Source organism: Plantibacter sp. 2H11-2 (assembly GCF_050031945.1).
Lineage (GTDB): Bacteria > Actinomycetota > Actinomycetes > Actinomycetales > Microbacteriaceae > Plantibacter > Plantibacter auratus.
Genome location: NZ_JBNBBL010000005.1, coordinates 284,438 through 306,153 on the forward strand (window position 1 = coordinate 284,438; position 21,716 = coordinate 306,153).

Sequence of the window (21,716 nt, forward strand, 5' to 3'; positions counted from 1 at the left end):
CGCGCCCGGGTTCGGGTGTTCCGCGACCGGACGGGTGCCGGAGTGCGGGAATCGTGGCGAGGCGCGCACGGTGCCGGACGTGATGCGCCGACGGCTCGGGTAAGTCGTCGCTGCGGTGCGTCGCGGGAGGGTTCGGGTGTGCGGGTCTCGCCAGTGAGCAGCTGTGCGATCGAGCCGTTTTCGGGTGACTCGCCGTGTGACTGCGGGCGGTGATGGTGACGACTGTATCGAAGTGTTGCCCCCTCTGGAAGGGGATTTGTCCTCTTTTCGCAGGACACCCCTCGCTTTGGGGGCATCACCGACAGAAGTCCTGACATCAGTACGCGCCGACCGGTTTGAGCACGACCTTGACGGTCTGCCACATGATCATCAGGTCGCCCGTGATGGACCAGTTCTCGACGTAGTAGAGGTCCAGGCGCACGCTCTCCTCCCACGTCAGGTCGGAACGTCCGGAGACCTGCCACATGCCGGTGAGGCCTGGCTTGATGTGCAGACGCCGGTGGACGTCCTTCTCGTACTCGGCGACCTCGCTCGCCAGCGGCGGCCGGGGCCCGACGAGACTCATGTCGCCGGTGAGGATGTTCCACAGCTGAGGCAACTCGTCGAGGGAGTACTTGCGCAGGATGCGACCGACGCGCGTGATGCGCGGGTCGTTCTTCATCTTGAAGAGCACGCCGTTGCCCTCGCTCTGCGCCATGAGGGCGGGGAGGGCGGCTTCGGCGTCGGTGACCATGGACCGGAACTTGAACATCGTGAAGCGCTCACCGTTCCTGCCGACGCGTTCCTGCCGGAAGAGGACCGGGCCCGGGCTGTCGAGCCTGACGGCGAGGGCGACGAGTGCCAGCACCGGCGAGATGAGGAGGATCCCGAGGCTCGTGAGCCCGATGTCGAGTGCGCGCTTCATGATGTGGTGACCACCCTCGAACTGCGGGATCTCCACGTGGATGAGCGGCAGCTCCTCCACCGGGCGGAAGTGGATGCGGGGCCCGGCCACGTCGGTGAGTCGGGCCGCGAGCACGAGCTCGGTCGCCGTTCCCTCGAGGTCCCACCCGAGTCGGCGGACGTAGTCGCTGCCGCCGTCGACGGGGCCGGCGATGATGACCGCGTCGGCGGTGAGGTTCGCGGCGGCCTGGGCGACGCCGTCGATGTGCGCGATGACCGGCACCGAGGTTCCCCGGCTCGAGAACGGCTCGGCCGTCTCCTGGTCGACCACGGCCGCACCGACGACGGTGTAGCTCATGCTGTGCTGCTTGGCGACCTGTTCGAGGACGTACGCGACGTCGTCACGCCGGCCGACGACGACCGTCCGTGCGGTGTACTCACCGACGCGACGACGGCTGAGCAGCCATCTGCGCCACATCCAGCGGGAAGCGAGGAGCGCGAGTGTCCCCGCGGGGAGCGCGAGGATGAAGTAGCCCCGGGCGATGTCGATCTTCAGGATCAGGAAGACGATGGCGAGGATGCCGAAGGCGAACGCGCTGGCGTTGACGACGCGCTTGTACTCGGCGACACCGGAACCGATGATGCGGCTGTCCCGGGTCCTGGTGAAGCCGAGGAAGGCGAGCCACACGAGCACGATGACGCCAGACAGCAGGATGTAGAGCTGCTGGGCCTCGGGGCCGACCGGGTCGTCGCCGAACCGCACGACGAAGGCGGCCGAGACGGCGAAGAGTGCGATGACGCTGTCGGTGAGGATGAGCCAGCGACGGTAGCGCTTCGACCACTCGCGCTGGGTCATGGACTTGACCGCGACGGTGGAGGACTCCGCGCCGAGCGCAGCAGCTCGGCGTCGGACGAGCGCGATGGGTCCCGTGATCGGGAAGGCGTTGTCGTTCACGTCGGCGCTCATGCTCGGGTCGACCCCTCGGAGCGGAACTGGGCGAACGCCGCGCTTCGGGTGCGCGGACGGATCTGTCGGGAGGACCGACGGCGGTTCGGGTACGTCGTCATTGGGTTGCTATCCACTTGTGGGGTTCGGGTGCGGTTCGGGTGCGCGATGCGCAAGGGCGGTTCGGGCCGCCCGCGGAGAACGCGACGTCGCTCGTGTGCCCACGACCGACCGGTGAAACCGGTCGAGATGAGCGTCCCCCTTGGATATCCCTCAACTGTAGGAAGCGGGGGTCATCGGCGGATCCCCCACTCCAGGGGGGTCGCCGCCCCCAATGCTGGGGGTGTGGGGGTCCTTCGACGCGCGATTCCGTCGTCATCGGCCGAGATGACGACGGACCTCGTCGGTCGCTCTCGTCGCCGCCCGGTGGGGGACAGCACCCACTGCCGACGTCACGCCGGTCGTGGGTGGCGGCTCGGCCGTAGGCTCAGCGACTACATTGGTGCCATGGATGGAGCGCGCGCGACCGATGGCGTGATCGCCGACGCCGCCCGCGATCCCATGGCCGACTGGCCCACCGGGCGCCTCCTGTCCACGGCGTCACGACTGATCGAGCACACCTGGCAACAGGCCCTGGACGGCATCGGGGTGACCCACGCCGGTCTCATCGTGCTGCACCTGCTCGACAGCGGCCCCGCCAGTCAGAAGGAGCTCGCCCGACGAGCCCGCGTGCAGAACCAGACGATGTCACGCACGCTCGACCGACTCGAGCGGGCCGGCCACATCGAGCGGATCGCGGCGGCCGACGACCGTCGTCGTCACGTGGTGAGCCGGACACCAGCGGGTGACGAGGCCTGGCTGGCGGCACACCGGCTCGAGGCCGACGTCTTCCCGGAGCTGCCCGATGAATCGGCGCTGCGGTCGCAGCTGCTCGCGATCATCCGTTCGGGCGAGTCCGCCCGGTGGTCGCCCGAGGACGTCGAACCCGCCTGACCTGCCCGCTGGGCCGACGTTTCCCGGTCGCTGAGCCTGTCGAAGCGCCCACGGGGAACCTTCAAGATGCGAGGACGTCCGGTCGGGGCTGCACGTCGGGTGTCCGTTCAGGGGCACACCCAGGCACGCCCGTGCCCCGTCCGGGGGGATTCGAGCTGGTGCTCCGGGACGAGAGTGGCTAGTGTGATCAAAGTTTCTATTGTGACTGTTGTGACAGGATGACGGCCGCGACCCGCCGAGGTCGCCGTGATCGTGTCGTCGGACTGGAGAATGATGACCCCCGCACGAACGCCCGGTGCGCAGTACGGCCGCCGCCGTCCCTGGCTGGCGATGGCCCTCTCCGTCGGCGTCGTCACGGCGTCACTCACCGTCGGTGCCCTGCCCGCCCACGCGGACGACTATCCGAGCTGGGCCGATGTCGAAGCGGCCAAGTCGAGCGAGTCCGCGAAGGCCGCCGAGATCACGAACATCACTGCACTCATCACCTCGCTGCAGGAGCAGTCCGACGCCGCGTTCCGCACGGCGCAGATCGCCGCCGAGGCCTATCGTCAGGCGCAGGACGCCGTGACCGAGGCGACCGCCCGCGAGTCGGCGCTGCGCGAGCAGGCCGAGGCCGCTGCGGCCGCCGCCAAGGTCTCGAAGCAGCGCGCCGGTGCGCTCATCGCACAGCTGTCGCGTGGCGGCGGTGGCGACGTCTCGCTCGACCTCGTCCTCGGCGCGGGGAAGTCCGACGACCTGCTGTCCCGGCTGTCCGTCATGGACAAGCTGGGCGAACGGAACGCCGCGAGCTACGCCGCGGCAGTGACCGACCGCAACGCGGCGAGCGGCCTGACCGACCAGGCGGAGGTGGCGAAGACGGAACGCGAACGCCTCGAGGGCGAAGCACAGACGAAGTACGACGAGGCGGAGAGCGCCTCGGCGGCGGCATCCGCAGCGGTTGCGGCCCAGGAGCAGCAGGCCGACCAGCTCTACGCGCAGCTCGCCTCCCTGAAGAACACCACCGCCGAGACCGAGCGCGGGTACGCGGCCGGTGAGTCCGCTCGCCAGGCGGCGGAAGCGGCGGCAGCAGCGGCTGCTGCTGCCGCGGCCAACACCCCTCCTGCTTCGTCCGGCGGTTCGTCCGGCGGCGGTGGATCGAGCGGTGGCGGCGGCGCGTCCAGCGGTGGTGGCGGCGGCGCGGTCGCACCTCCGGACTCCGCCGGCGTCGAGTCGGCGATCGCCTTCGCGCTCGCCCAGGTCGGCAAGGGCTACCAGCTCGGCGGTTCCGGTCCGAACGTCTGGGACTGCTCGGGCCTCACCCGCGCGGCCTACGGCAGCGGCATCGGGACGCACTCCGCGACGAACCAGTACTACACGATGCAGTCGCAGGGACGCCTCGTGCCCTACAGCCAGAAGCAGCGTGGCGACCTCATCTTCTGGTCGAGCGGCTACGACTACTACCACGTCGCCATCTACCTCGGGAACGGCCAGATCGTCGAAGCGGCCAACGAGCGGGCCGGCACCCGGGTCGGCGGTATCTGGGGATCCGGCGACGTCGCACCCTACGTCGGTCGCCCGACGGGTTGACCCCATGAGCTCCGCCGAGGTCGACGCCTACCTCGCCTCCCTGACGCACCAGCTGAAGCCGGCCGTCGTTCGGCTGCGCGAGGCGATCATGGCCTCGGACGAGGGCATCTCGGAGCACCTCAAGTGGAAGGCGCCGAGCTTCGTCTACGACGGCGAGGACCGCGTCACCTTCGCCCTGCACCCGGCGAACCGCATCCGGATCATCCTGCACCGGGGCGCGCATCAGCGGGACGACAGCGACGCCTTCCGGTTCGACGACCCCTCCGGTCTCGTGGTGTGGGCGGCACCGGACCGCGGTGTCGTCACCTTCTCGACCATCGATGCGGCGGCCGACGCGGAGCCCGCCCTGCTCGAACTCATCGGGCGCTGGGTGCGGGCCTGACACCCGTCGACGAGCGCGGGAGCACGCGGTCGACGAGCCGTCGTATGATCGACTGCCGAGCGGGCGACAGCGCACCGACGGACCGGTGGTGAAGGAGGCCTCGTGCGCAGTGCCGTGCTCGGCGTCGTGCTGCTCGTCATCGGGACGATCGCGATCCTCACCGGTGTCCTCCCCGCCCCGGAGGCCCTCGGCATCGCCGACCGTGTCTGGCCGATCCTCCTGTTCGTCGTCGCGATCACCGTCGTCGCCGAACTCGCTGCGGACGCCGGCCTGTTCACCCTCGTCGCCTCGCGGCTCGTGCGCTGGGGCCGGGGGAGCACCTGGTTGCTGTGGGTGCTCGTCGTCGCGCTGGCCACGCTCAGCACCGTCTTCCTCTCGCTCGACACCACAGCCGTCCTCCTGACGCCGGTCGTCATCACGCTCGCGAGGCACGCCGGGCTGTCGCCGGTGCCGTTCGCCCTGACCACCGTCTGGCTGGCATGCACGGCGTCGCTGCTGCTGCCGGTGTCGAACCTCACCAACCTCCTCGCGGAGCACGCGATCGACGAGGCCGCCACGGCCTCGGGTGGCGGTCCGCTCGGCCCTGGCGGATTCGCAGCGCTCATGGTCGTCCCCGCGATCATCGCGGTCGTGGTCCCGTGCGTGGTCCTCGCGATCGTGTACCGCCGTCAGCTCGCCGGTGCCTACACGGTGGACGTGGAGGCGCAGGACGACGACCGGGTGCTGCTGTGGACGTCCGGGCTCGTCGTGCTCGTGCTCCTGCCGCTGCTGGTGTCCGGCATCCCGGTGTGGATGTCGGCGCTCGGTGCGGCGGTGATCCTCGTGGTCGTCTTCCTCATCCGGCGTCCCGGGGCGCTCCGTCCGGCCCTCGTTCCGTGGCAGCTCGTCCTGCTCGCCTCAGGACTGTTCCTCGTGGTGGAGGCGGCTCACGCCCTCGGGCTCGCGCGGGCGCTCGCGTCCATCGCGGGGACCGGCGACTCGCTCCTGGCGCTCCTGCAGCTGGCGGGGGTCGGCATGGCGAGCGCCAACCTCGTCGACAACCTCCCGGCGTACCTGGCCCTCGAGCCGGTGGCCGGCGACCCCGTGCGCTTCGCGGCACTGCTCATCGGCGTGAACGCGGGCGCGCTCATCACCCCGTGGGCGGCGCTCGCGACGCTGCTCTGGCACGCGCGGCTCACCGCGGCGGACGTCGAGTTCGGTTGGGGCCGGTTCATCGCGCTCGGCTTCGTGGTCGCCCCGCTGACGGTCGCCCTCGCCACCGTCGGGCTCTGGCTGGCCCACGGTGCCGGCGCGATGCTCCCGTGACTTCCCACGCCGCCCTCAGTGCTCGTGGCGTGCGTCGGCCGCCCGACGCCGCTCCAACAGCTCCGTGACGATCCGATCGATGAGCTCGAAGGGGATCGGCCGGCTGAACGGGAACTGCAGCGTGTCCTTCGCGGCCCGGTAGTCGGCGACGGCGTTCTGGAGGGGGCCGTCGAACGGGGGGATCGAGTACAGGGCGATGTGGTGTTTCCAGGCGCCGAGGTAGAGCAGGTAGCGGTCGTCGAGCATGAACGTCGGCATGCCGTAGCGGATGGCCTCGGTGACTCCAGGCACGATGCGGTGGACGCGGAGTCGGATCTCCTCGATGGCGTCCGCGGCGTCGGTGGGTTGCGCGGCGAGGTAGTCGTCGATCGTGGTGGGTGCACCCGGCATGTCTCTCCTCGTCGGAACGGAGACGGCACGGGAGCCCCTGCCCCCGTGCCGTCATCGTCCCATGTCCGCGTCTCGCGCGACAGTGGTGGTTCTACCGCTTCGCGAGGGCGCGGCGCACGTCCTCCTGGACGAGGTCGGCGTTCATGATCGCACCTGCCATCGATCCGGCGGCCGCCGCCTGCAGGACCTGGGTACGCAGGTTGGTGACGTCTCCGGCCGCCCAGACACCCGGCACCGAGGTGGCGCCCAGTTCGTCGACGCCGATCGCGTCGCCGAACTCGGCCCCACGCGGGTGCGGTCGCGTGTGGAGCCCGAGACCGGTGAACGCCTCGGCGCGCACTCGGTTGACCGGGGCGACGGCCAGCGCCTCGACGGGGACGGTGCGGCCGTCGTCCAATCGCACGCCGACGAGCCGGTCGTCGGCGATCTCGAGCCGCTCCACGACGCCGTCGACCACCTCGATGCCCCGCGCCGCGAACGCCGCCTCCTGCTCCGCCGTGAAGGCACCCGCGGTGTTGCGGAGCACGACGACCCGGTCGCTCAGCTGCCGGAACAGCTGCGCCTGGTGGGCTGCGGCCTCCGCGTTCGTCCCGAGGACACCGATCACGCGGTCCTGGACCTCCCAGCCGTGGCAGTAGGGGCAGTGGAGGGCGTCGCGGCCGAACCGCTCCCAGAGGCCGGGGATGGGCGGGAGTTCGTCGGCGGTGCCGGTGGCGATGAGGAGGCGGCGGCCTCGGACGATCGTGCCGTCCGCCGTCGTCAGGGTGAACGCGTCATCGTCGCGCCTGGCATCGACGACCTGACCGTCGACGACGCGGACGCCGTAGGACGCCACCTCCGCTCGGCCGAGGCGCAGGAGCTCGCGAGGCGGGGTGCCCTCTCGGGTCAGGAAACCGTGGACGCCGTCGGCGGGTGCGTTCCGCGGCTCGCCGCCGTCGACGACGATCACGGACCGTCGTGATCGTCCGAGCATGATGGCTGCGCTGAGCCCGGCGGCGCCACCGCCGACGATGACGGCGTCGACGAGGTCGGTGCTGGTTGCTGGGGTGACGGGGGTGCTCATGGATCGTTCCGTTCGGTCGACGTGCTGGGAGGTGTCCAGGGTGCGCCGACCGGTGCCGAAGTGGCAAGGAGACTTGCCGAAGCGGCAACGTGGGAGCGAGAATCGACCCATGGCGCATGCACACGACGAGCAACGGTCCATCGACGGCGTCCTGGATGCCGTCGGGCCGAGGCTGCGAGCCATCCGGCAGCATCGCGGCACCACCCTCGCCGCCCTGTCGGCTGAGACGGGCATCTCGGTCTCCACGCTCTCCCGGCTCGAGTCCGGCCAGCGCCGACCGAACCTCGAGCTGCTCCTGCCACTCGCCAAGGCGCACCAGGTGCCCCTGGACGACCTCGTCGGTGCTCCGCAGACGGGTGATCCCCGCGTCCACCTGAAGCCCGTCCAGCGGTACGGCCAGACGATCGTGCCGCTGACGCGTCGATCGGGCGGCCTCCACGCGTTCAAGAGCATCATCCACGGCGGCGACGGCCCGCAGACGCCTGAGACGCAGAAGGTCCACGAGGGCTACGAGTGGCTCTACGTCCTCAACGGTCGGTTGCGGCTCCTCCTCGGCGACCAGGACATCGTGCTCACCGCGGGAGAGGTCGCCGAGTTCGACACCCGCGTCCCGCACTGGTTCGGCCGGGCCGAGGCCGCAGCGGTGGAGTTCCTCAGCCTGTTCGGCAAGCAGGGTGAACGGATGCACGTCCGCGCGACGTCGACGAGGAGGAGCGCATGATCGGACACGATGACGAGGAGGGTGCCCGCCCACCCGAGGACGGCCGGCCGTTCGCGGAGCAGGTCCTCGAACGCCGCGGGTTCGCGATCACGGCAGCCCTGTTCGTGATGCTCGGAGGGCTCGTCGTGCCGTTCGTCGGCTGGGTGGCCGGCATGGTCATGCTGTGGCGGTCGCGCGCCTGGACGACCAAGCAGAAGGTCTGGGCCACCGGCGGACCGATCCTCGCGAGTGCCGCGGTGCTGCTCGTCCTGGCCCTCCTGACCGCGAACGGGAAGTCGACGGACGCCGGCGTCGGTGGCTCGCCGGTGATCCCCGTCGTCTACGACCTCAGGTCGACGGCCGTCGTGCTGCTACTGATCGGGTATGCGGCGGCGGGTGCCTGGTTGCTCTGGCTCGCGCTACGGACCGTGGGCCGGCGCGCCTGATTCGCGGTCGTCGCTCAGGTGGACCGGGCAGCATGGGGAGATGCCCGACTCCTCGCGATTCCGCCGCCCCCTGCCCGTCCAGCCCGGACCCGGTGAGGAGTCCGTGTGGGAGTACCCGCGTCCGCCGCGGGTCGAGCCGCGCGACGAGCGCGTCGTGATCCGGTTCGGCGGCACGGTCATCGCGGAGTCGACGGCCGCGGTCCGGGTCCTGGAGACGAGCCACCCGCCGGTGTACTACGTCCCGGCGGCGGACTTCTCGCCGGGGGTCCTGGTGCCGGTCGACGGGACGACCATGTGCGAGTTCAAGGGCGAGGCCCACTACCTCGACGTGCGGGTGGGCGACGCGGTCGCCGGTGCCGCCGCGTGGACCTACCCCGATCCGCGTCCGGGATACGCGCCGCTGTTCGGCATGATCGCCGTCTATCCGGGACGCATGGACGCCTGCGAGGTCGACGGAGTGCCGGTGCAGGCGCAGGAGGGCGACTTCTACGGCGGATGGATCACGCCGGGCATCGTCGGGCCGTTCAAGGGCGCCCCGGGCACGCGCGGCTGGTAGCAGACGCCGGAGCCTTACACCCGCTCCTCCTCCGCGCGCAACGCCCTGGGGCACCACGCACCGACATGCCACGCTGAGCGCCAAGCGCCGTCGACGACGAGGCGCGCAGGAGGCGGTCGAAGCCATGGACGTGTTCGATGAAGCAGCGGACCCGGGTTGGTCCCTCCTCCGTGTCGTCCCGCTGTTCGGCCTCGCCGTCAGCGTCGGAGCGGTCGCCGGAGCGGCCCTCGCGGCCGGTGCAGAGCTCTTCGGGACGGTCGGGACCGTCTCGGTGCATCCGGCCGATCTCGGCGGGATCGCCGTCCTCGTCGGTGGACTCGTCGGAGGGATGCTCGCCGCCGTCGGGGCGGTCGGTGCGCTGCTGGCGCTCGGCATCCTCGACCACTGGGGCGAGCGGGGCCCGGTCCACCGGGCCTGGATCGCCGGTGGTGGTGCGGCCTTCCTCGTCCTGATCGTCGGCGGCCTCATCGCCGCACCCATCGGACTCGCCTCGACGATCGGGGTCGTCGTGTTCGCGGTGCTCGCCGCCGGGGTGGCGGCCGGCGGTGGGCTCTACGCCTTCGAACGGGCACTGGCGCGTCGTCGATCCGGGTGGGCCGGCCTCAGCCGGTAGCGCGGACGGTCAGCCGGCGAGCTGCTGAAGGCGTGCCCGGTGCCAGTCGGTCTGTGTGAGCGCCGAGACGCGGAGGAGACCGGTCAGTGCGTCCCACCCGGCCGACCAGCCGATGCGGGAGGCGACGGTCCACACGCTCGCATCGGGGTCGTCCGCGAGGACGGCGCGCACCTCGTCCGCTCGCCGCAGGTGGTGCGCGGCCAGCTCGTCGCAGCGGTCCGCGAGTCCCGTGAACCGGAAGCCGTGTCCGGGGACCACCTGATCGCCGTCATAGCCGCGGACGCGGTCGAGCGACGACAGGTAGGCCGTCACCGGGTTCTCCGAGGTGCGCGCCCCGAGCCCGAGCCCCGAGAAGATCGTCGGCAGCACGTGGTCACCGGTGAACAGGTAGCCGCGGTCCTCATCGCGCAGGGTGAGGTGACCCGTCGTGTGGCCGGGGGTGTGCAGGACCCTGATCGAGCGACCGGGGAGCGTCAGCAGCTCGCCGTCCTCGAGCGTCCGGTCCGCACGGGTGTCGCCGAGGTGCCCGGCGGGTGCCGTCGCACCCGTGGCCCAGGGGCGCACGGTCGTGTCGTCGGCCGGGACGCCCCACTCGTCCAATGCCAGAGCGAGGTCGGCCGGGCCCGGCGGCGTCGAGCCCGCCGCCTCGTCTTCGAGACGGTGCATGAGGACGGGTGCGGCGAGCTCGTCGCGGAGGGCGCCGGCGAGGCCGAGGTGGTCGGGGTGCAGGTGGGTCACGACGACGCCCGTGAGCGTCGTCACGCCGATGCCGCGGAGCTCCCGCAGCAGGTGTTCGCGGCCCTCGGGGGTGTCGGTTCCGGGGTCGACGACGATCGCGCGACCGTCGGTGCCGAAGAGCACCGAGCAGAGGGTGAAGGGATTGTCGGGGTCGCCGGTCGGGACGGCGATGACGACCGTGTCGGCGTCGAGGTGCTCCGTCGCAGGGATCCGGCCGTCGCGGAAGGCGGCAGCCTGGGATTCGCTCGATGAGGTGATCATGGTGCTGCTCCGGGTGGTGTCGGGGGACGGACCAACCCTAGTCGTGGGGCCCGTCGGGTTCAGTACGATGGGTGCATGACCGTCAACGACATCCTCATCGGCGTGATCGCCTTCATCACCGTCTTCGGCGGCATCGGCCTGGTCGGGGCGCTCGTCGCCATGGCCAAGTCCGGCTACCACGGCTGATCCTCCCCGAAGGGAGTCTCGGCTGGTTCCGCCGCGGCTCAGCGGGCGACGGCCTCGTCCGTGGCACGCTGTACCGCCGCGAGCGCTGCCGCGACGGCCGAACGCTGCAGTGAGCCCTTCCGCGCCGTCGCGACGATCTTCCGCTCGCTCATCCCGGCGATGGGCTTCCGCACGACGTCCGTCCGCGAGCCGATCGCGATGTCCGGGAGGACGGCGATCGACAGGCCGGCGGCCACGTGGTCGATGACGACCTCGTAACTCGTGAACCGTCCGGCCACCCTCGGCTCGAACCCCGCGCGACGACAGATCAGCGGGACGAGTTCGCCGAGGTAGGTGCCCGGTGCGTCGAGGGCCCACGACTCCGTCTGCAGCTCACTGAAGGTGACCTGATCCTGCGCGGCCAGTCGGTGGTCGAGCGGCGCGATGAGCAGGAGCGGGTCGGTGGTGAGCGGCACGCTGTGCACTGAGGGGTCGAGGAGGAACCCGTCCTCCTGATCGACGGTGATCACGACGTCGCAGCTGCCCCGCTGGACGGCGGTGGTGCTCTCGTGCGGCTCGACCTCGATGAGTTCGACCTCGAGGCGCGGGTACTGCCGCGCGAGGGAGCGCGCGGCGGGGATGAGGATCGGGGCGATGACGCTCGCGAACCCGGCGACGCGGAACCGACCGGACGGCTCGGACTCGACCTCGGCCAGTTCGACCTCGATGGCGTCCATCTGCGCGAGCAGGGCCCGAGCGCGCTCGACGAGCAGCGCACCCGTCGGCGTCAGGGTGAGCGTCCGGCCGCGTCGTTCCAGGAGCGCGGCGCCGGTCTCGGCCTCGAGCACGGAGAGCTGCTGCGAGACGGTCGAGGGGCTGAGGTCGAGCTCACGGCCGACGGCGCGGATCGTACCGAGGCGGTCGAACGCCTCGAGCAGTCGCAGTCGCACGGGGTTCAGGGCCATGCTGCAACAGTATCGAGCGCGCCAGTGCGCCCTCCACACGGGTGGCAGTCCGATCCGGGTCCCGTGGCTCCCGGCGGGTGCCGACCGTCGCCGTCCTGGTCACTCCCAGACGAGCTCTTCCGGCAGATGGCCGGGCTCGGCGAGTCGGGCGTTCCGGAGCACCGCACCGTCGGGGCCGAGCGAGAGCGCCGTCACCGAGAGCGAGGCGAGACGCAGGCCGTCGTGGTCGTCGATGCGGACGATCGCCTCGTCTGCATCGGCGGGGACGGTCGTCGTGGAGCGCAACGTGCGCAACCACGGCTCCCAGGACGCGGCCGTCGCACCGTCCAACGGCCCGATGGGCGACGGGACGTCGAGGAAGGCCGGCCGCCACCGGTGGACCCGTGGGACGTCGAGGTGGTCGGGGCCCTCGTGCGTCACGAGGTGGAGACCGGGTTCGACGTCGATGGACCGGAGCGAGGTGCCGTCCCAGCTCGTGACGGTGACGCGGTCAGGACGCAGCTCCACGAGGTTCCAGGACCTGGCGCTGCGGGCGTCGTCCGGGTCGACGCCGGTCGTGACGGCTTCCAGCGGCAGCACGCCCCGTGAGGTCCACCCGTCGGCGGGCATGTCGAGGTCCTCGCGTCGGTTGAGGACCACCGCCGCCCGGGGGCCGCCCGGGGCGTCGTCGTTCGTCGCCAGCCACGCGCCGCCCGCTTCGCGGTCGTGGATGCCGCGGACGCTGTCACCGAGTCCGGGCCACCACGCGCCTGGTGGGTCCCAGGCACGCCCCGGCTGTTCGTCTCGCAGCCCGAGCACGGCGATCGGCCACGCGCGCCCCGGCTCGAAGTCGATGATCACGGTGCACACGCTGGTTCCTCCTCGGCCGGCCGGACTAGGACAGACTAGACGAGGACCCGGCGCGGGAGCGCCGGAAGCGAGGAGGCAGCATGGGCGTGCAGGACGCATCGCGGGAGGCGGCAGGGCGCACGGTCGTCGTCGGGATCACGGGCGGGATCGCCGCCTACAAGGCGGTCGGCGTCGTCCGCGGGTTCGTCCTCGCGGGCTTCGACGTCCACGTCGTGCCGACCGAGAGCGCCCTCCGGTTCGTCGGCCTGCCGACACTCGAGGCGATCAGCCGGAACCCCGTCACGACCTCGCTGTACGACGGCGTCGCCGAAGTCCGGCACGTCGCCCTCGGGCAGCGCGCGGAACTCATCGTCGTGGCGCCGACGACGGCCAACACCCTCGCGAAACTCGCGGCGGGACTCTCCGACGACCTCCTCGGCACCACCATCCTGGCCAGCCGGGCGCCGGTCCTGCTGGCGCCGGCGATGCACACCGAGATGTGGCAGCACCCGGCGACGACCGCGAACGTCGCCCTCCTGCGATCGCGCGGGGTGGCCGTCATCGGGCCGGCGAACGGCGCGCTGACCGGCGGCGACACGGGGCCGGGACGCATGAGCGAACCCGACGACATCGTGGCCGCCGGCTTGGCGCTGCTCGCCGGACGCGCCGGTGGAGCGGACGCGCACCCGGACGACCTGCGGGCCGAGCGCATCGTCGTTTCGGCCGGCGGCACCCGTGAGCCGCTCGACCCGGTGCGGTTCCTCGGGAACCGGTCGAGCGGTCGGCAGGGGCTCGCCATCGCGCAGGCCGCCGCCGAGCGAGGGGCCGAGGTGGTGCTCGTCGCGGCGCACCTGGACGCCGACGTCGCGGCCGAAGCGGCAGCGGTCGACGGTGTGCGGGTCGTCCCGGTCGGCACCGCAGCGGAACTCGCAGCGGCCATGGAAGACGCGGCGGCCGACGCGACGCTCGTGGTCATGGCGGCAGCCGTGGCCGACTACCGTGCCGCCGAGATCGCCGAACGGAAGATCAAGAAGGACGACACCGGCGACGAGCTCACCCTGCGACTCGTCCGCAACCCCGACGTGCTCGCCGGACTCTCCGCGGCCCGGGTGCCGGGACGGATGGTCGTCGGGTTCGCTGCGGAGACCGCCGCCGACCGTGAGGAGCTGCTGGCCCTCGGCCGCGCCAAGGCGGCACGCAAGGGCGCCGACCTCCTCGTGCTCAATCGCGTGGGGTGGACGAACGGCTTCGGCACGCCCGACAACGAGGTCGTCGTGATCGACGGCGCCGGCGAGGTGGTCGGCGAGGCGACCGGCTCGAAGCGCAGCATCGCCGACCGGCTGCTCGACCTCGTGCTCGCCCACCGGGCGGAGCCGGTTCGTTCCCAGGCGGGCGAGCCTCCCCCCGAACGGGGCTGACCACTGCCACCATGGCAGCATGCCACGCCTCCGTCCCGCGCGCCGTCGCGCCTCCATCGCCGCGGCCCTCGCCGGAGTCATCGTCCTCTCGATGGGTCTCGCGCAGCCGGCCGCCGCTGCGGAGTACCCCAGCTGGGAGGACGTCGAGGCGGCCCGCTCGAGCGAGTCCTCGAAGCAGTCGACCATCGGTCAGATCGAAGGGCTCGTCCAGCAGCTGAAGACCGCTGCGGCGCTCGCCGAAGCTGAGGCCGTCCTCCGTGCCGACGAGTACGAGGCCGCTCAGCTGGCCGTCGACGAGGCGAGCTACCGTGCCGTCTCGCTCCGCGAGCAGGCCGTGGCCGCGACGACCGCGGCAGAGGCCTCCAAACGCCAGGCCGGCGCGCTCGTCGCCGCGTGGTTGCGGTCGGGGAACGTCGACCTCAGTACCGCCGCATTCCTCGACGGCCAGGAGCCGGAGTCGCTCCTCGGGCGCTTGAGCACGATCACGAAGCTCAGCGAGTCCACGGACGGCACCTACGACCGGGCGAGGACCGATGCGAACACGGCGTCGCTCCTCACCGAGCAGGCGACCATCGCCGAGGCCGCCCTCGGCGAGCTCGCCGCGGCAGCCGAGACCGCGCTCGGAGATGCGGTCGCAGCCCGTGCCGACGCCGAGACCGCCGTGTCCGAGCAGCAGGAGTACCTCGCGACGCTCGAGGCCCAGCTCGTGGTCCTCAAGGAGAACCGCGCAGCCACCGAGGCCGACTACCGCAAGGGCGAGGAAGTGAAGGCGGCTGCGGCCGCCGCTGCTGCAGCCGCGGCGGCTGCGGCTGAGGCTGCACGCGCGGCTGCCGAGGCCGCTGCGAACGCGGGCGGTGGCGGAGGCGGCGGCGGCGGTGGCGGCGGTGCCTCGGGTGCCGTCGGGAGCCAGGGGTGGGCCCTGCCGATCTCCGGCCGGATCACCGACAACTACGGACCGCGACCCGGTCGCCCCGTGCCCGGCGTCAACCCGTTCCACTCGGGCACCGACATCGGAGCGGGTTGCGGGCGAGCGGTCTACGCCGCGAACGCCGGCACGGTCGTCTACGCCGGCTGGCTCGGCACCTACGGCAACTGGGTCCTCGTCGACCACGGTGGCGGCGTCATGACGGGGTACGCGCACAACAGCAGCATCCTCGTCGGCGAGGGTCAGCGGGTGTCCGCCGGTCAGAACATCTCGCTCGTCGGGACGACGGGTGCCTCGACCGGATGCCACGTGCACTTCGAGGTCAGGATCGGCGGCTCGCGCGTCGATGCCGTCCCGTTCATGGCGGACCGGGGCATCCGCCTGGGCTGAGTCGCGTCGGACACCGGGGCGTCAGAGTCCGAGTCGCTCGAGCTCGGCATCCATCCGCCGAGCCATCTCCGCGTACCCCTCGTCGTTCGGGTGGAGGCCGTCCGCGGCCATCCACTCCGGGTGCCCCTCGATCCAGTGCGACGCCCCGGGGATGGTGTCGGCGTCGATCTCCTGCGCGGCGTCGTCCACCCAGCCGATGATCGTCTCGATCGACTGCGGACGCTCGTCGGTGTACCAGAACGGTTCGACCACGATGAAGCGGGCGTCCGGGAGGGCGTCACGAAGGCGCTGCAGGTCGGTCGTGATCTGTTCGTGGATCCGCTCGGCGGCGTCGTCGAAGCTGAACGCGTCGTTGAGCCCCATCGTGACGAAGACGATGTCGGGCTGCTCGGCGATGATGAGGGAGGGCAGGTCGCCGCTGCCGTCGCCGAAGCGGTCGCGGTGGTTCACGAACCCGAGGCCGTTGACGCTGGGGTTGAACTCCCGCCAGCCGCGTTCCTCGCTGACGACGGTGGACCAGCGGTTGGCCGGGTCGCTCGCTCCGGTGCCGAGGGTGTACGAATCGCCGTAGAACGCGACGAGCGGTCCGTCGCCCGGGGCGCCGCCGGTCCCCGAGCCGGGGGACGCGCAGGCGGTGAGGCCGGTGGCGAGGGCGAGCAGGGTGACGGCGGCGAGCAGTCGTGATCTCATAGGGATGCTTCGGAGCGGTGGGCGTCGCGGAGGGCCGAAGCGCCGGTCGACTGCCGACGGCCCGGAACGCGAATGCGGTTACGGTTACGTCGTATCAACGCGAATGCGTGCACTAGCCTGTCTCCATGCCGCAGATCCGTATCCGAGACGCCGCCCTGTTCCTCGGGGTCAGTGACGACACCGTTCGTCGCTGGATCGACCAGGGCGCACTCGTCAGCGCGAAGGACGACGCGGGCCGAGCGGTCGTCGACGGCCTCTCGCTCGCTCGGCTGGCCCGGGAGAACGCCGTCCTCCCCGTCGACCCCTCGGAGATCGGACGCTCGGCACGCAACCGCTTCGTCGGCATCGTCACCGACATCACGATGGACACGGTGATGGCGCAGGTGGAACTGCAGTGCGGCCCGCATCGCGTGGTGTCGCTCATGAGCAGTGAGGCCGTGCGTGAACTCGGCCTCGAACTCGGCTCCACGGCCATCGCCGTCGTGAAGGCCACGACGGTCCTCATCGAGACCCCGAAGGCGAGCTCATGAACCGCACCGCACCCCGTCGATCCTTCCGACTGTTCAGCGCGCTGGCCCTCGGCACCGGCGTCCTGCTCGCAGCGTCCGCGTGCGCCGCCCCCGCCGCGACGCCGACACCCACCGCCTCGGCCACGACGGATGAGCTCAGCGGCTCCATCACGGTCTACGCGGCGGCTTCGCTCAAAACGACCTTCACCGCGCTCGCGGAGGACTTCGAGGAGGCGCACCCCGGTACGACCGTCGAGCTGACCTTCGCCGGCTCCTCCGACCTCGTCACGCAGCTCACGAACGGTGCTCCCGGCGACGTCTTCGCGTCCGCAGACGAGAAGAACATGGCGAAGCTGACCGATGCCGACCTCGTCGAGGGCGACCCGGTCGACTTCGCGACCAACGTCCTGCAGATCGCCGTGCCCCCGTCGAACCCCGCCGACGTGAAGACCTTCGCCGACCTCGCCCGTCCGGGCGTCAAGACGGTCGTGTGCGCGCCGCAGGTCCCCTGTGGAGCGGCCACCGTCGCCGTCGAGGACGCCTCGGGTGTCGCGCTGAGCCCGGTCAGCGAGGAGTCGTCGGTGACCGACGTCCTCGGCAAGGTGACCTCGGGCGAGGCCGACGCCGGGCTCGTCTACGTGACCGACGTCATCGCGGCCGGCGACGCCGTGCGGGGTATCACCTTCCCCGAGTCGTCGAAGGCCGTCAACACCTACCCGATCGCGCCGCTCGCAGGGAGCGCGAACCCCGCCGTCGCGGCGGCCTTCGCGGCCTACGTCGTGAGCGCCGAGGGACAGCGGGTGCTCGCCAAAGCCGGCTTCGGCGCACCGTGACCCCGTGAGAGGACTCGGCTCGGGGGTGCCCCGCTGGATCGTCGTCGTCGCCATGGTCGGCGCGGCGTTCGTCCTGCTGCCGCTCGTCGCGATCGTCCTGCGGGTGGACTGGGCGGACTTCGGTGCGCTCGTCAGCTCGGAGTCGTCGGTCGCGGCGCTCGGGCTGAGTCTGCGGACGTCGTCACTCGCGACGGCCCTCTGCATCGTGTTCGGCGTGCCGCTCGCCCTCGTCCTCGCGCGCACCCGGTTCCCGGGGCAGCGTCTGCTGCGGTCACTCGTCCTCCTCCCGCTCGTGCTCCCGCCCGTCGTCGGCGGGATCGCCCTGCTCTACACCTTCGGCCGGCTCGGCCTGCTCGGACCGGCACTCGCGGACGCCGGGATCGACATCGCGTTCTCCACGACCGCCGTCGTCCTCGCCCAGACCTTCGTCGCCCTGCCGTTCCTCGTGCTGAGCCTGGAGGGGGCGATCCGCACGACCGGCTCGCGGTACGAAGCCGTCGCCGCGACACTCGGTGCTCGTCCCACCACCGTCTTCCGCACCGTCACGCTGCCGCTCCTCGCGCCCGCCGTCGTGTCGGGCGCGATCCTCTCGTTCGCGCGGGCCCTCGGCGAGTTCGGGGCGACCCTCACCTTCGCGGGCAGCCTCCAGGGGGTCACCCGGACGCTGCCGCTCGAGATCTACCTGCAGCGCGAGACGGATCCCGACGCCGCTGTCGCACTGTCGCTCGTCCTCGTCGTCGTCGCCGTGCTCGTCGTCGGCGTCGCTGGGGTGCAGGGGTCGATCCGCCGTGGACGGACCGTCGCCGGAGTGGTTCGATGACCGGGGCGGCCCTGGCGTTCCGAGCGACGCTGCGTGAACGCGACTGGGAGCTCGCCGTCGACCTCGCCGCGGGGGAGACCGTCGCCGTGCTCGGCCCCAACGGCGCCGGCAAGTCGACGCTGCTCGCGGTCCTCGCCGGGCTCCTGCGTCCGGACACGGGTCACGCGACCCTCGCCGGTCGCGAGCTCTTCGCGGTCGGTGGACCGGGTCGGGACCAGTGGTCGCCGCCGCATCGGCGGGGGATCTCGCTCCTGGCCCAGGAAGCACTGCTCTTCCCCCACCGCTCCGTGCTCGACAACGTCGCCTACGGCCCGCTGGTCGCCGGTGCGTCACGCGGCGAGGCTCGGGACATCGCCCGACGACGGCTCGCGGAGGTCGAGGCGTCTGAGCTCGAGAGGCGCCGTCCTGCCGAGTTGTCCGGCGGCCAGGCGCAGCGGGTGGCACTCGCCCGCGCGCTGGCCCCGGACCCGGCCCTCCTCCTCCTCGACGAACCGATGGCCGCGCTCGATGCGACGGTCGCGCCCCACCTGCGCCGCATGCTCCGTGAGCAGTTGCGTGGGCGGACGACCGTGCTCGTGACGCACGAGGTGCTCGACGCGTACACGCTCGCGGACCGGGTGATCGTCCTGGACGCCGGGCGCATCGTCGAGCAGGGGCCGACGGCTGAGGTGCTCGAACGGCCGCGGACGGCGTTCACCGCGGACCTCGCGGGACTCGAACTGCTGACGGGCGTCCGCACGGCACGCGGGCTCCGTCTGCCGGATGGAGCGGAGGTCGCGGTCGAGGTCGACCCCTCCGCGGAGGCCGACCCGATCCCGGCCGGGGTCGCCGTCGCCTGCGCGTTCCGACCGTCCCGCGTCGAGGTCCGCGAGGCTGGCGGGTCTGGCGGCCCGACTGCGTCAGGCGCCCTCCGGGCGACGATCACCGACCTCGAACCCAGGGGCGACGCCGTCCGGGTCCGCTCGGCGGTCATCACCGCCGACGTCGCCGTGCAGCAGTTCGCGGCCGCGGGCTGGTCGACAGGTGACGTCGTCGACTTCGTGGTCGACCCGCGGGCAGCCGTCCTCTACCCGCGCTGAGGCGCCCTGCACCGGGACACGGCCGGGACGTGACAGAGTGAGTCGATGAGCCGATTCTGGAGACGCTGGTGGCCGATCGTCGTCGGGGCCGCCGGCACGCTCGCGATCGGCGGGATCTGCGCGGTGCTCGTCGCCATGGGGCTGGTGCGGCCGAACGCGATCCTGGCCGCCTCGTACGCGGTGCGCGGTGTCGACGTCTCCTCGTACCAGGGCGAGATCGACTGGGACGTCCTCGCGGCGCAGCCCATCGACTTCGCGATCATGAAGGCGACCGAGGGATCCGGTGATCAGGACGAACGGTTCGCCGCGAACTGGGCGGGCGCGCAACGAGCGGCCGACGAGACCGGCTTGCTGATCGGGGCGTACCACTTCCTGAGTTTCGACAGCCCTGCCGAGACGCAGGCGCAGAACATCTTCGACACCGTGCCGGTCACGGCGGGCGCTCTCCCGATCACCATCGATCTCGAGTGCTATGCCGACTACTGCCGGACGCCACCGAGTGCGGAGCGGGTCGCCGCCGTGCTCGATCCGCTCCTCGCGGCACTCGAGGAGCACTACGGTCGGCCGCCGATCATCTACGCCACCATGCGGTACTACGACGCGTTCCTCGCGGGCTCGTACGAGCGGAACCCGATGTGGATCCGCTCGGTCGTCACGCCGCCGGTCCTGTCGGACGGGCGGGCGTGGGACCTCTGGCAGTACACCAGCCGGGAACGGATGCCCGGGTACGTCGGCAAGGAGGAGTTCATCGACGTGAACGTCTTCGACGGCTCCCTGCGCGACCTCCAGGCCCTCGTCGGCCCCTGATCCGCGGCCCCGGAGGCGCGTCGGGTTACGGGGCGGGAGCGGGACCGGTGGTCGGCTCGGCGATGGGGAGGAACGTGTCCTCGCCGTCGACCTCCTGCTCGATGGAGTCCTCGGTGGTCTCGTGGTCCTCGGGGAGGTTGTCGTCGTTCGCTGCGTGCTTGCTCATACGACCACGATACGACTGGTGTCGCGTTGGGCAATGGGGTTGCGCGCCGCAGGCGTCCTCAGGAGGCGAAGGCGAGTGAGCGGGCTGTGAGTTCTTCGGTCAGAATGTCGACGGCCTTCGGTCCGACGCCGTGGATGCGGAGCAGGGCGGCGGGGGAGACCCGCGTGAGCTGCTCGAAGCGGGTGAACCCGTGCGCGCCGAGCGCTTCGTGGGCGACCGAGCCGATGGTGGCCGAGAACTCGGACGCCTCGGCGGGCACGAGTTCGACGAACAGCGCGGCGATCCGCTCCTCGATGTCGTCGCGGATGCGGCGGACGGCCTCGATGCCTTGGCCGGCCGGGTCCTCGAGTTCCCAGTCCTCGTAGCGCTTGCCGGGGAAGATCGGGCAGGCGTCGCCGCAGCCCATCGTGATGACCGCGTCGGACGCCCGGACGGCGTCGGTCGTGAGGATGCGGGGCACGGCTGCGGTGATGTCGATGCCGTGTTCGGCCATCGCCTCCACCGCCACGGTGTTGATCCGGTCCTTCGGTTCGCTCCCGGCCGACAGCACCTCGACCCGGTCGCCGGCGAGGGCGTCGAGGAAGCCGGCTGCGATCTGGGATCGACCGGCATTGTGCACGCAGACGAAGAGGACGGTCGGGGCGGTGGTGGTCGTGCTGGTCATGGCGTCTCCTGGAGGTGGCGTGAGCCGAGCGCGGACGAATGGTCGAGCAGGTCCACGAGGGCAGCGTAGCTGGTGGCGGGGTCGGCGCCGCGGGTGAAGCCGCCGACGAGCTCGAGGGACACGAAGCCGTGGAGGGCCGCCCGGACGATGCGTCCGGCGTCCGTCATCGCCACACTGTCGAGACCGCGCCCCGCGAGTGCCCGTTCGACGAGCATCACGAGCTCGCGGTCGGCCGGCTCGCCGGTGTCGGCGCGGACGTCCTCGATCGAGAACGCGAGGGCGTACCGGCCGGGATAGGCGAGGGCGAAGCGGCGGTACCCCTCGGCCAGCGCGGTGAGTGCAGGGGACCCGCTCAGACTGGTCGTCGCGATGTCGAGTCCGCTGGCCAGTTGGGCGAGGGCCAGCTGGGCGACGGCGGCGCGGAGGTCCTCGGTGCTGCGGACGTGCTTGAGGAGGGCCGGTGCCGAGGTGTCGAGCTCGCGGGCCAGGGCGGCGAGCGTGAGGGCGTCGGCGCCATACGTGTCGGCGAACTCGGCGGCTCCGACGATCACCCGTTGGCGGGAGAACTTCGTCCGGGAAACGGGTGCATCGGTCATCGGATCGAGCCTAACGCCAC

24 protein-coding genes and 1 pseudogene are annotated in these 21,716 nt (G+C 71.5%); 15 read left to right on the top strand and 10 right to left on the bottom strand.

Going from position 1 to position 21,716, the window contains the following annotated elements:
* Positions 1 to 316: 316 nt before the first annotated feature.
* Positions 317 to 1,849: a sugar transferase gene (locus ACQG07_RS12450; RefSeq protein WP_192004585.1), complete on the bottom strand. Its 1,533-nt coding sequence runs from the start codon at positions 1,847 to 1,849 to the stop codon at positions 317 to 319.
* A 486-nt stretch (positions 1,850 to 2,335) separates the two neighbouring features.
* On the opposite strand from ACQG07_RS12450, the gene ACQG07_RS12455 reads away from it, so the two are divergent.
* From ACQG07_RS12455 to ACQG07_RS12470, 4 genes are all read left to right on the top strand, one after another.
* The gene (locus ACQG07_RS12455) at positions 2,336 to 2,821 is read left to right on the top strand and encodes a MarR family winged helix-turn-helix transcriptional regulator (RefSeq protein WP_197977384.1); all 486 of its coding nucleotides are present in this window, start codon (positions 2,336 to 2,338) and stop codon (positions 2,819 to 2,821) included.
* A 273-nt stretch (positions 2,822 to 3,094) separates the two neighbouring features.
* On the top strand, positions 3,095 to 4,387 hold the full coding sequence (locus ACQG07_RS12460) for a C40 family peptidase (RefSeq protein WP_426738442.1): 1,293 nt from the start codon (positions 3,095 to 3,097) through the stop codon (positions 4,385 to 4,387).
* Positions 4,388 to 4,391: 4 nt separating this feature from the next.
* Entirely contained in the window at positions 4,392 to 4,769 is a 378-nt protein-coding gene (locus ACQG07_RS12465) for a DUF1801 domain-containing protein (RefSeq protein ID WP_426738443.1), read from the top strand.
* Positions 4,770 to 4,871: 102 nt separating this feature from the next.
* Positions 4,872 to 6,074, top strand: a complete 1,203-nt coding sequence (locus tag ACQG07_RS12470; RefSeq protein WP_426738444.1) for an SLC13 family permease — start codon at positions 4,872 to 4,874, stop codon at positions 6,072 to 6,074.
* A gap of 15 nt (positions 6,075 to 6,089) precedes the next feature.
* Here ACQG07_RS12470 and ACQG07_RS12475 read toward each other — a convergent pair whose 3' ends face one another.
* Together ACQG07_RS12475 and ACQG07_RS12480 are read right to left on the bottom strand one after the other, a co-directional pair.
* On the bottom strand, positions 6,090 to 6,464 hold the full coding sequence (locus tag ACQG07_RS12475; protein ID WP_124768721.1) for an iron chaperone: 375 nt from the start codon (positions 6,462 to 6,464) through the stop codon (positions 6,090 to 6,092).
* 91 nt (positions 6,465 to 6,555) lie between these two features.
* On the bottom strand, positions 6,556 to 7,527 hold the full coding sequence (locus ACQG07_RS12480) for an NAD(P)/FAD-dependent oxidoreductase (protein ID WP_426738445.1): 972 nt from the start codon (positions 7,525 to 7,527) through the stop codon (positions 6,556 to 6,558).
* Positions 7,528 to 7,636: 109 nt separating this feature from the next.
* Here ACQG07_RS12480 and ACQG07_RS12485 point away from each other — a divergent pair, with 109 nt between their 5' ends.
* The 4 genes from ACQG07_RS12485 (at position 7,637) to ACQG07_RS12500 (ending at position 9,842) form a co-directional block, all read left to right on the top strand.
* The gene (locus tag ACQG07_RS12485; protein WP_079705135.1) at positions 7,637 to 8,248 is read left to right on the top strand and encodes a helix-turn-helix domain-containing protein; all 612 of its coding nucleotides are present in this window, start codon (positions 7,637 to 7,639) and stop codon (positions 8,246 to 8,248) included.
* On the top strand, positions 8,245 to 8,673 hold the full coding sequence (locus ACQG07_RS12490) for a hypothetical protein (protein WP_426738446.1): 429 nt from the start codon (positions 8,245 to 8,247) through the stop codon (positions 8,671 to 8,673). Before ACQG07_RS12485 ends, ACQG07_RS12490 begins: the two co-directional genes overlap by 4 nt.
* 40 nt (positions 8,674 to 8,713) lie before the next feature.
* A complete protein-coding gene (locus ACQG07_RS12495) occupies positions 8,714 to 9,229 on the top strand; it encodes a DUF427 domain-containing protein (protein ID WP_079705137.1) in 516 nt (171 codons plus the stop codon).
* A gap of 124 nt (positions 9,230 to 9,353) precedes the next feature.
* Positions 9,354 to 9,842, top strand: coding sequence for a hypothetical protein (locus ACQG07_RS12500; protein WP_079705138.1), 489 nt, complete (start codon positions 9,354 to 9,356; stop codon positions 9,840 to 9,842).
* Between the two features lie 9 nt (positions 9,843 to 9,851).
* Here ACQG07_RS12500 and ACQG07_RS12505 read toward each other — a convergent pair whose 3' ends face one another.
* From ACQG07_RS12505 to ACQG07_RS12515, 3 genes are all read right to left on the bottom strand, one after another.
* Positions 9,852 to 10,841 carry an MBL fold metallo-hydrolase gene (locus ACQG07_RS12505; protein WP_426738447.1) on the bottom strand — a complete coding sequence of 330 codons (990 nt, stop codon included), beginning with the start codon at positions 10,839 to 10,841 and terminating at the stop codon, positions 9,852 to 9,854.
* Between the two features lie 224 nt (positions 10,842 to 11,065).
* Entirely contained in the window at positions 11,066 to 11,971 is a 906-nt protein-coding gene (locus tag ACQG07_RS12510; RefSeq protein WP_426738448.1) for a LysR family transcriptional regulator, read from the bottom strand.
* Positions 11,972 to 12,070: 99 nt separating this feature from the next.
* Complete coding sequence (locus ACQG07_RS12515; protein WP_426738449.1) at positions 12,071 to 12,820, bottom strand: NRDE family protein; 750 nt, start codon at positions 12,818 to 12,820, stop codon at positions 12,071 to 12,073.
* 80 nt (positions 12,821 to 12,900) lie between these two features.
* On the opposite strand from ACQG07_RS12515, the gene coaBC reads away from it, so the two are divergent.
* Together coaBC and ACQG07_RS12525 are read left to right on the top strand one after the other, a co-directional pair.
* Positions 12,901 to 14,217, top strand: coding sequence for a bifunctional phosphopantothenoylcysteine decarboxylase/phosphopantothenate--cysteine ligase CoaBC (gene coaBC, locus ACQG07_RS12520; RefSeq protein WP_426738450.1), 1,317 nt, complete (start codon positions 12,901 to 12,903; stop codon positions 14,215 to 14,217).
* Between the two features lie 19 nt (positions 14,218 to 14,236).
* A complete protein-coding gene (locus ACQG07_RS12525; RefSeq protein ID WP_426738451.1) occupies positions 14,237 to 15,532 on the top strand; it encodes a M23 family metallopeptidase in 1,296 nt (431 codons plus the stop codon).
* 21 nt (positions 15,533 to 15,553) lie between these two features.
* On the opposite strand, the gene ACQG07_RS12530 is transcribed toward ACQG07_RS12525, so the two are convergent.
* Positions 15,554 to 16,222: an SGNH/GDSL hydrolase family protein gene (locus ACQG07_RS12530; RefSeq protein ID WP_426738452.1), complete on the bottom strand. Its 669-nt coding sequence runs from the start codon at positions 16,220 to 16,222 to the stop codon at positions 15,554 to 15,556.
* Positions 16,223 to 16,347: 125 nt separating this feature from the next.
* On the opposite strand from ACQG07_RS12530, the gene ACQG07_RS12535 reads away from it, so the two are divergent.
* The 5 genes from ACQG07_RS12535 to ACQG07_RS12555 are packed head-to-tail and all read left to right on the top strand — an operon-like array spanning position 16,348 to position 20,270.
* A complete protein-coding gene (locus ACQG07_RS12535; RefSeq protein ID WP_274499449.1) occupies positions 16,348 to 16,752 on the top strand; it encodes a TOBE domain-containing protein in 405 nt (134 codons plus the stop codon).
* Positions 16,749 to 17,564: a molybdate ABC transporter substrate-binding protein gene (gene modA / locus ACQG07_RS12540; RefSeq protein WP_426738453.1), complete on the top strand. Its 816-nt coding sequence runs from the start codon at positions 16,749 to 16,751 to the stop codon at positions 17,562 to 17,564. Before ACQG07_RS12535 ends, modA begins: the two co-directional genes overlap by 4 nt.
* Positions 17,565 to 17,616: 52 nt before the next feature.
* Complete coding sequence (locus ACQG07_RS12545) at positions 17,617 to 18,384, top strand: ABC transporter permease (protein ID WP_426738461.1); 768 nt, start codon at positions 17,617 to 17,619, stop codon at positions 18,382 to 18,384.
* Positions 18,381 to 19,463: a sulfate/molybdate ABC transporter ATP-binding protein gene (locus tag ACQG07_RS12550; protein WP_426738454.1), complete on the top strand. Its 1,083-nt coding sequence runs from the start codon at positions 18,381 to 18,383 to the stop codon at positions 19,461 to 19,463. The genes ACQG07_RS12545 and ACQG07_RS12550 overlap by 4 nt, the downstream gene beginning before the upstream one ends.
* Positions 19,464 to 19,508: 45 nt before the next feature.
* The gene (locus ACQG07_RS12555; protein ID WP_159877827.1) at positions 19,509 to 20,270 is read left to right on the top strand and encodes a GH25 family lysozyme; all 762 of its coding nucleotides are present in this window, start codon (positions 19,509 to 19,511) and stop codon (positions 20,268 to 20,270) included.
* A 25-nt stretch (positions 20,271 to 20,295) separates the two neighbouring features.
* Here ACQG07_RS12555 and ACQG07_RS12560 read toward each other — a convergent pair whose 3' ends face one another.
* The 3 genes and pseudogenes from ACQG07_RS12560 to ACQG07_RS12570 form a co-directional block, all read right to left on the bottom strand.
* Complete coding sequence (locus ACQG07_RS12560; RefSeq protein WP_159877829.1) at positions 20,296 to 20,436, bottom strand: hypothetical protein; 141 nt, start codon at positions 20,434 to 20,436, stop codon at positions 20,296 to 20,298.
* A 253-nt stretch (positions 20,437 to 20,689) separates the two neighbouring features.
* Positions 20,690 to 21,100 (bottom strand): annotated as a pseudogene (locus ACQG07_RS12565) (arsenate reductase ArsC); the annotation flags it as partial.
* The gene (locus ACQG07_RS12570; protein ID WP_159877833.1) at positions 21,097 to 21,696 is read right to left on the bottom strand and encodes a TetR-like C-terminal domain-containing protein; all 600 of its coding nucleotides are present in this window, start codon (positions 21,694 to 21,696) and stop codon (positions 21,097 to 21,099) included. The gene ACQG07_RS12570 and the pseudogene ACQG07_RS12565, both read right to left, overlap by 4 nt.
* Positions 21,697 to 21,716 lie beyond the last annotated feature (20 nt).

Bases quoted from the DNA above. Each gene is read 5' to 3' on its own strand.
- ACQG07_RS12450 (WP_192004585.1), bottom strand. From the start codon at position 1,849: ATGAGCGCCGACGTGAACGACAACGCCTTCCCGATCACGGGACCCATC.
- ACQG07_RS12455 (WP_197977384.1), top strand. From the start codon at position 2,336: ATGGATGGAGCGCGCGCGACCGATGGCGTGATCGCCGACGCCGCCCGC.
- ACQG07_RS12460 (WP_426738442.1), top strand. From the start codon at position 3,095: ATGACCCCCGCACGAACGCCCGGTGCGCAGTACGGCCGCCGCCGTCCC.
- ACQG07_RS12465 (WP_426738443.1), top strand. From the start codon at position 4,392: ATGAGCTCCGCCGAGGTCGACGCCTACCTCGCCTCCCTGACGCACCAG.
- ACQG07_RS12475 (WP_124768721.1), bottom strand. From the start codon at position 6,464: ATGCCGGGTGCACCCACCACGATCGACGACTACCTCGCCGCGCAACCC.
- ACQG07_RS12480 (WP_426738445.1), bottom strand. From the start codon at position 7,527: ATGAGCACCCCCGTCACCCCAGCAACCAGCACCGACCTCGTCGACGCC.
- ACQG07_RS12485 (WP_079705135.1), top strand. From the start codon at position 7,637: ATGGCGCATGCACACGACGAGCAACGGTCCATCGACGGCGTCCTGGAT.
- ACQG07_RS12490 (WP_426738446.1), top strand. From the start codon at position 8,245: ATGATCGGACACGATGACGAGGAGGGTGCCCGCCCACCCGAGGACGGC.
- ACQG07_RS12495 (WP_079705137.1), top strand. From the start codon at position 8,714: ATGCCCGACTCCTCGCGATTCCGCCGCCCCCTGCCCGTCCAGCCCGGA.
- ACQG07_RS12500 (WP_079705138.1), top strand. From the start codon at position 9,354: ATGGACGTGTTCGATGAAGCAGCGGACCCGGGTTGGTCCCTCCTCCGT.
- ACQG07_RS12505 (WP_426738447.1), bottom strand. From the start codon at position 10,841: ATGATCACCTCATCGAGCGAATCCCAGGCTGCCGCCTTCCGCGACGGC.
- ACQG07_RS12510 (WP_426738448.1), bottom strand. From the start codon at position 11,971: ATGGCCCTGAACCCCGTGCGACTGCGACTGCTCGAGGCGTTCGACCGC.
- coaBC (WP_426738450.1), top strand. From the start codon at position 12,901: ATGGGCGTGCAGGACGCATCGCGGGAGGCGGCAGGGCGCACGGTCGTC.
- ACQG07_RS12525 (WP_426738451.1), top strand. From the start codon at position 14,237: ATGCCACGCCTCCGTCCCGCGCGCCGTCGCGCCTCCATCGCCGCGGCC.
- ACQG07_RS12530 (WP_426738452.1), bottom strand. From the start codon at position 16,222: ATGAGATCACGACTGCTCGCCGCCGTCACCCTGCTCGCCCTCGCCACC.
- ACQG07_RS12535 (WP_274499449.1), top strand. From the start codon at position 16,348: ATGCCGCAGATCCGTATCCGAGACGCCGCCCTGTTCCTCGGGGTCAGT.
- modA (WP_426738453.1), top strand. From the start codon at position 16,749: ATGAACCGCACCGCACCCCGTCGATCCTTCCGACTGTTCAGCGCGCTG.
- ACQG07_RS12545 (WP_426738461.1), top strand. From the start codon at position 17,617: ATGGTCGGCGCGGCGTTCGTCCTGCTGCCGCTCGTCGCGATCGTCCTG.
- ACQG07_RS12550 (WP_426738454.1), top strand. From the start codon at position 18,381: ATGACCGGGGCGGCCCTGGCGTTCCGAGCGACGCTGCGTGAACGCGAC.
- ACQG07_RS12555 (WP_159877827.1), top strand. From the start codon at position 19,509: ATGAGCCGATTCTGGAGACGCTGGTGGCCGATCGTCGTCGGGGCCGCC.
- ACQG07_RS12560 (WP_159877829.1), bottom strand. From the start codon at position 20,436: ATGAGCAAGCACGCAGCGAACGACGACAACCTCCCCGAGGACCACGAG.
- ACQG07_RS12570 (WP_159877833.1), bottom strand. From the start codon at position 21,696: ATGACCGATGCACCCGTTTCCCGGACGAAGTTCTCCCGCCAACGGGTG.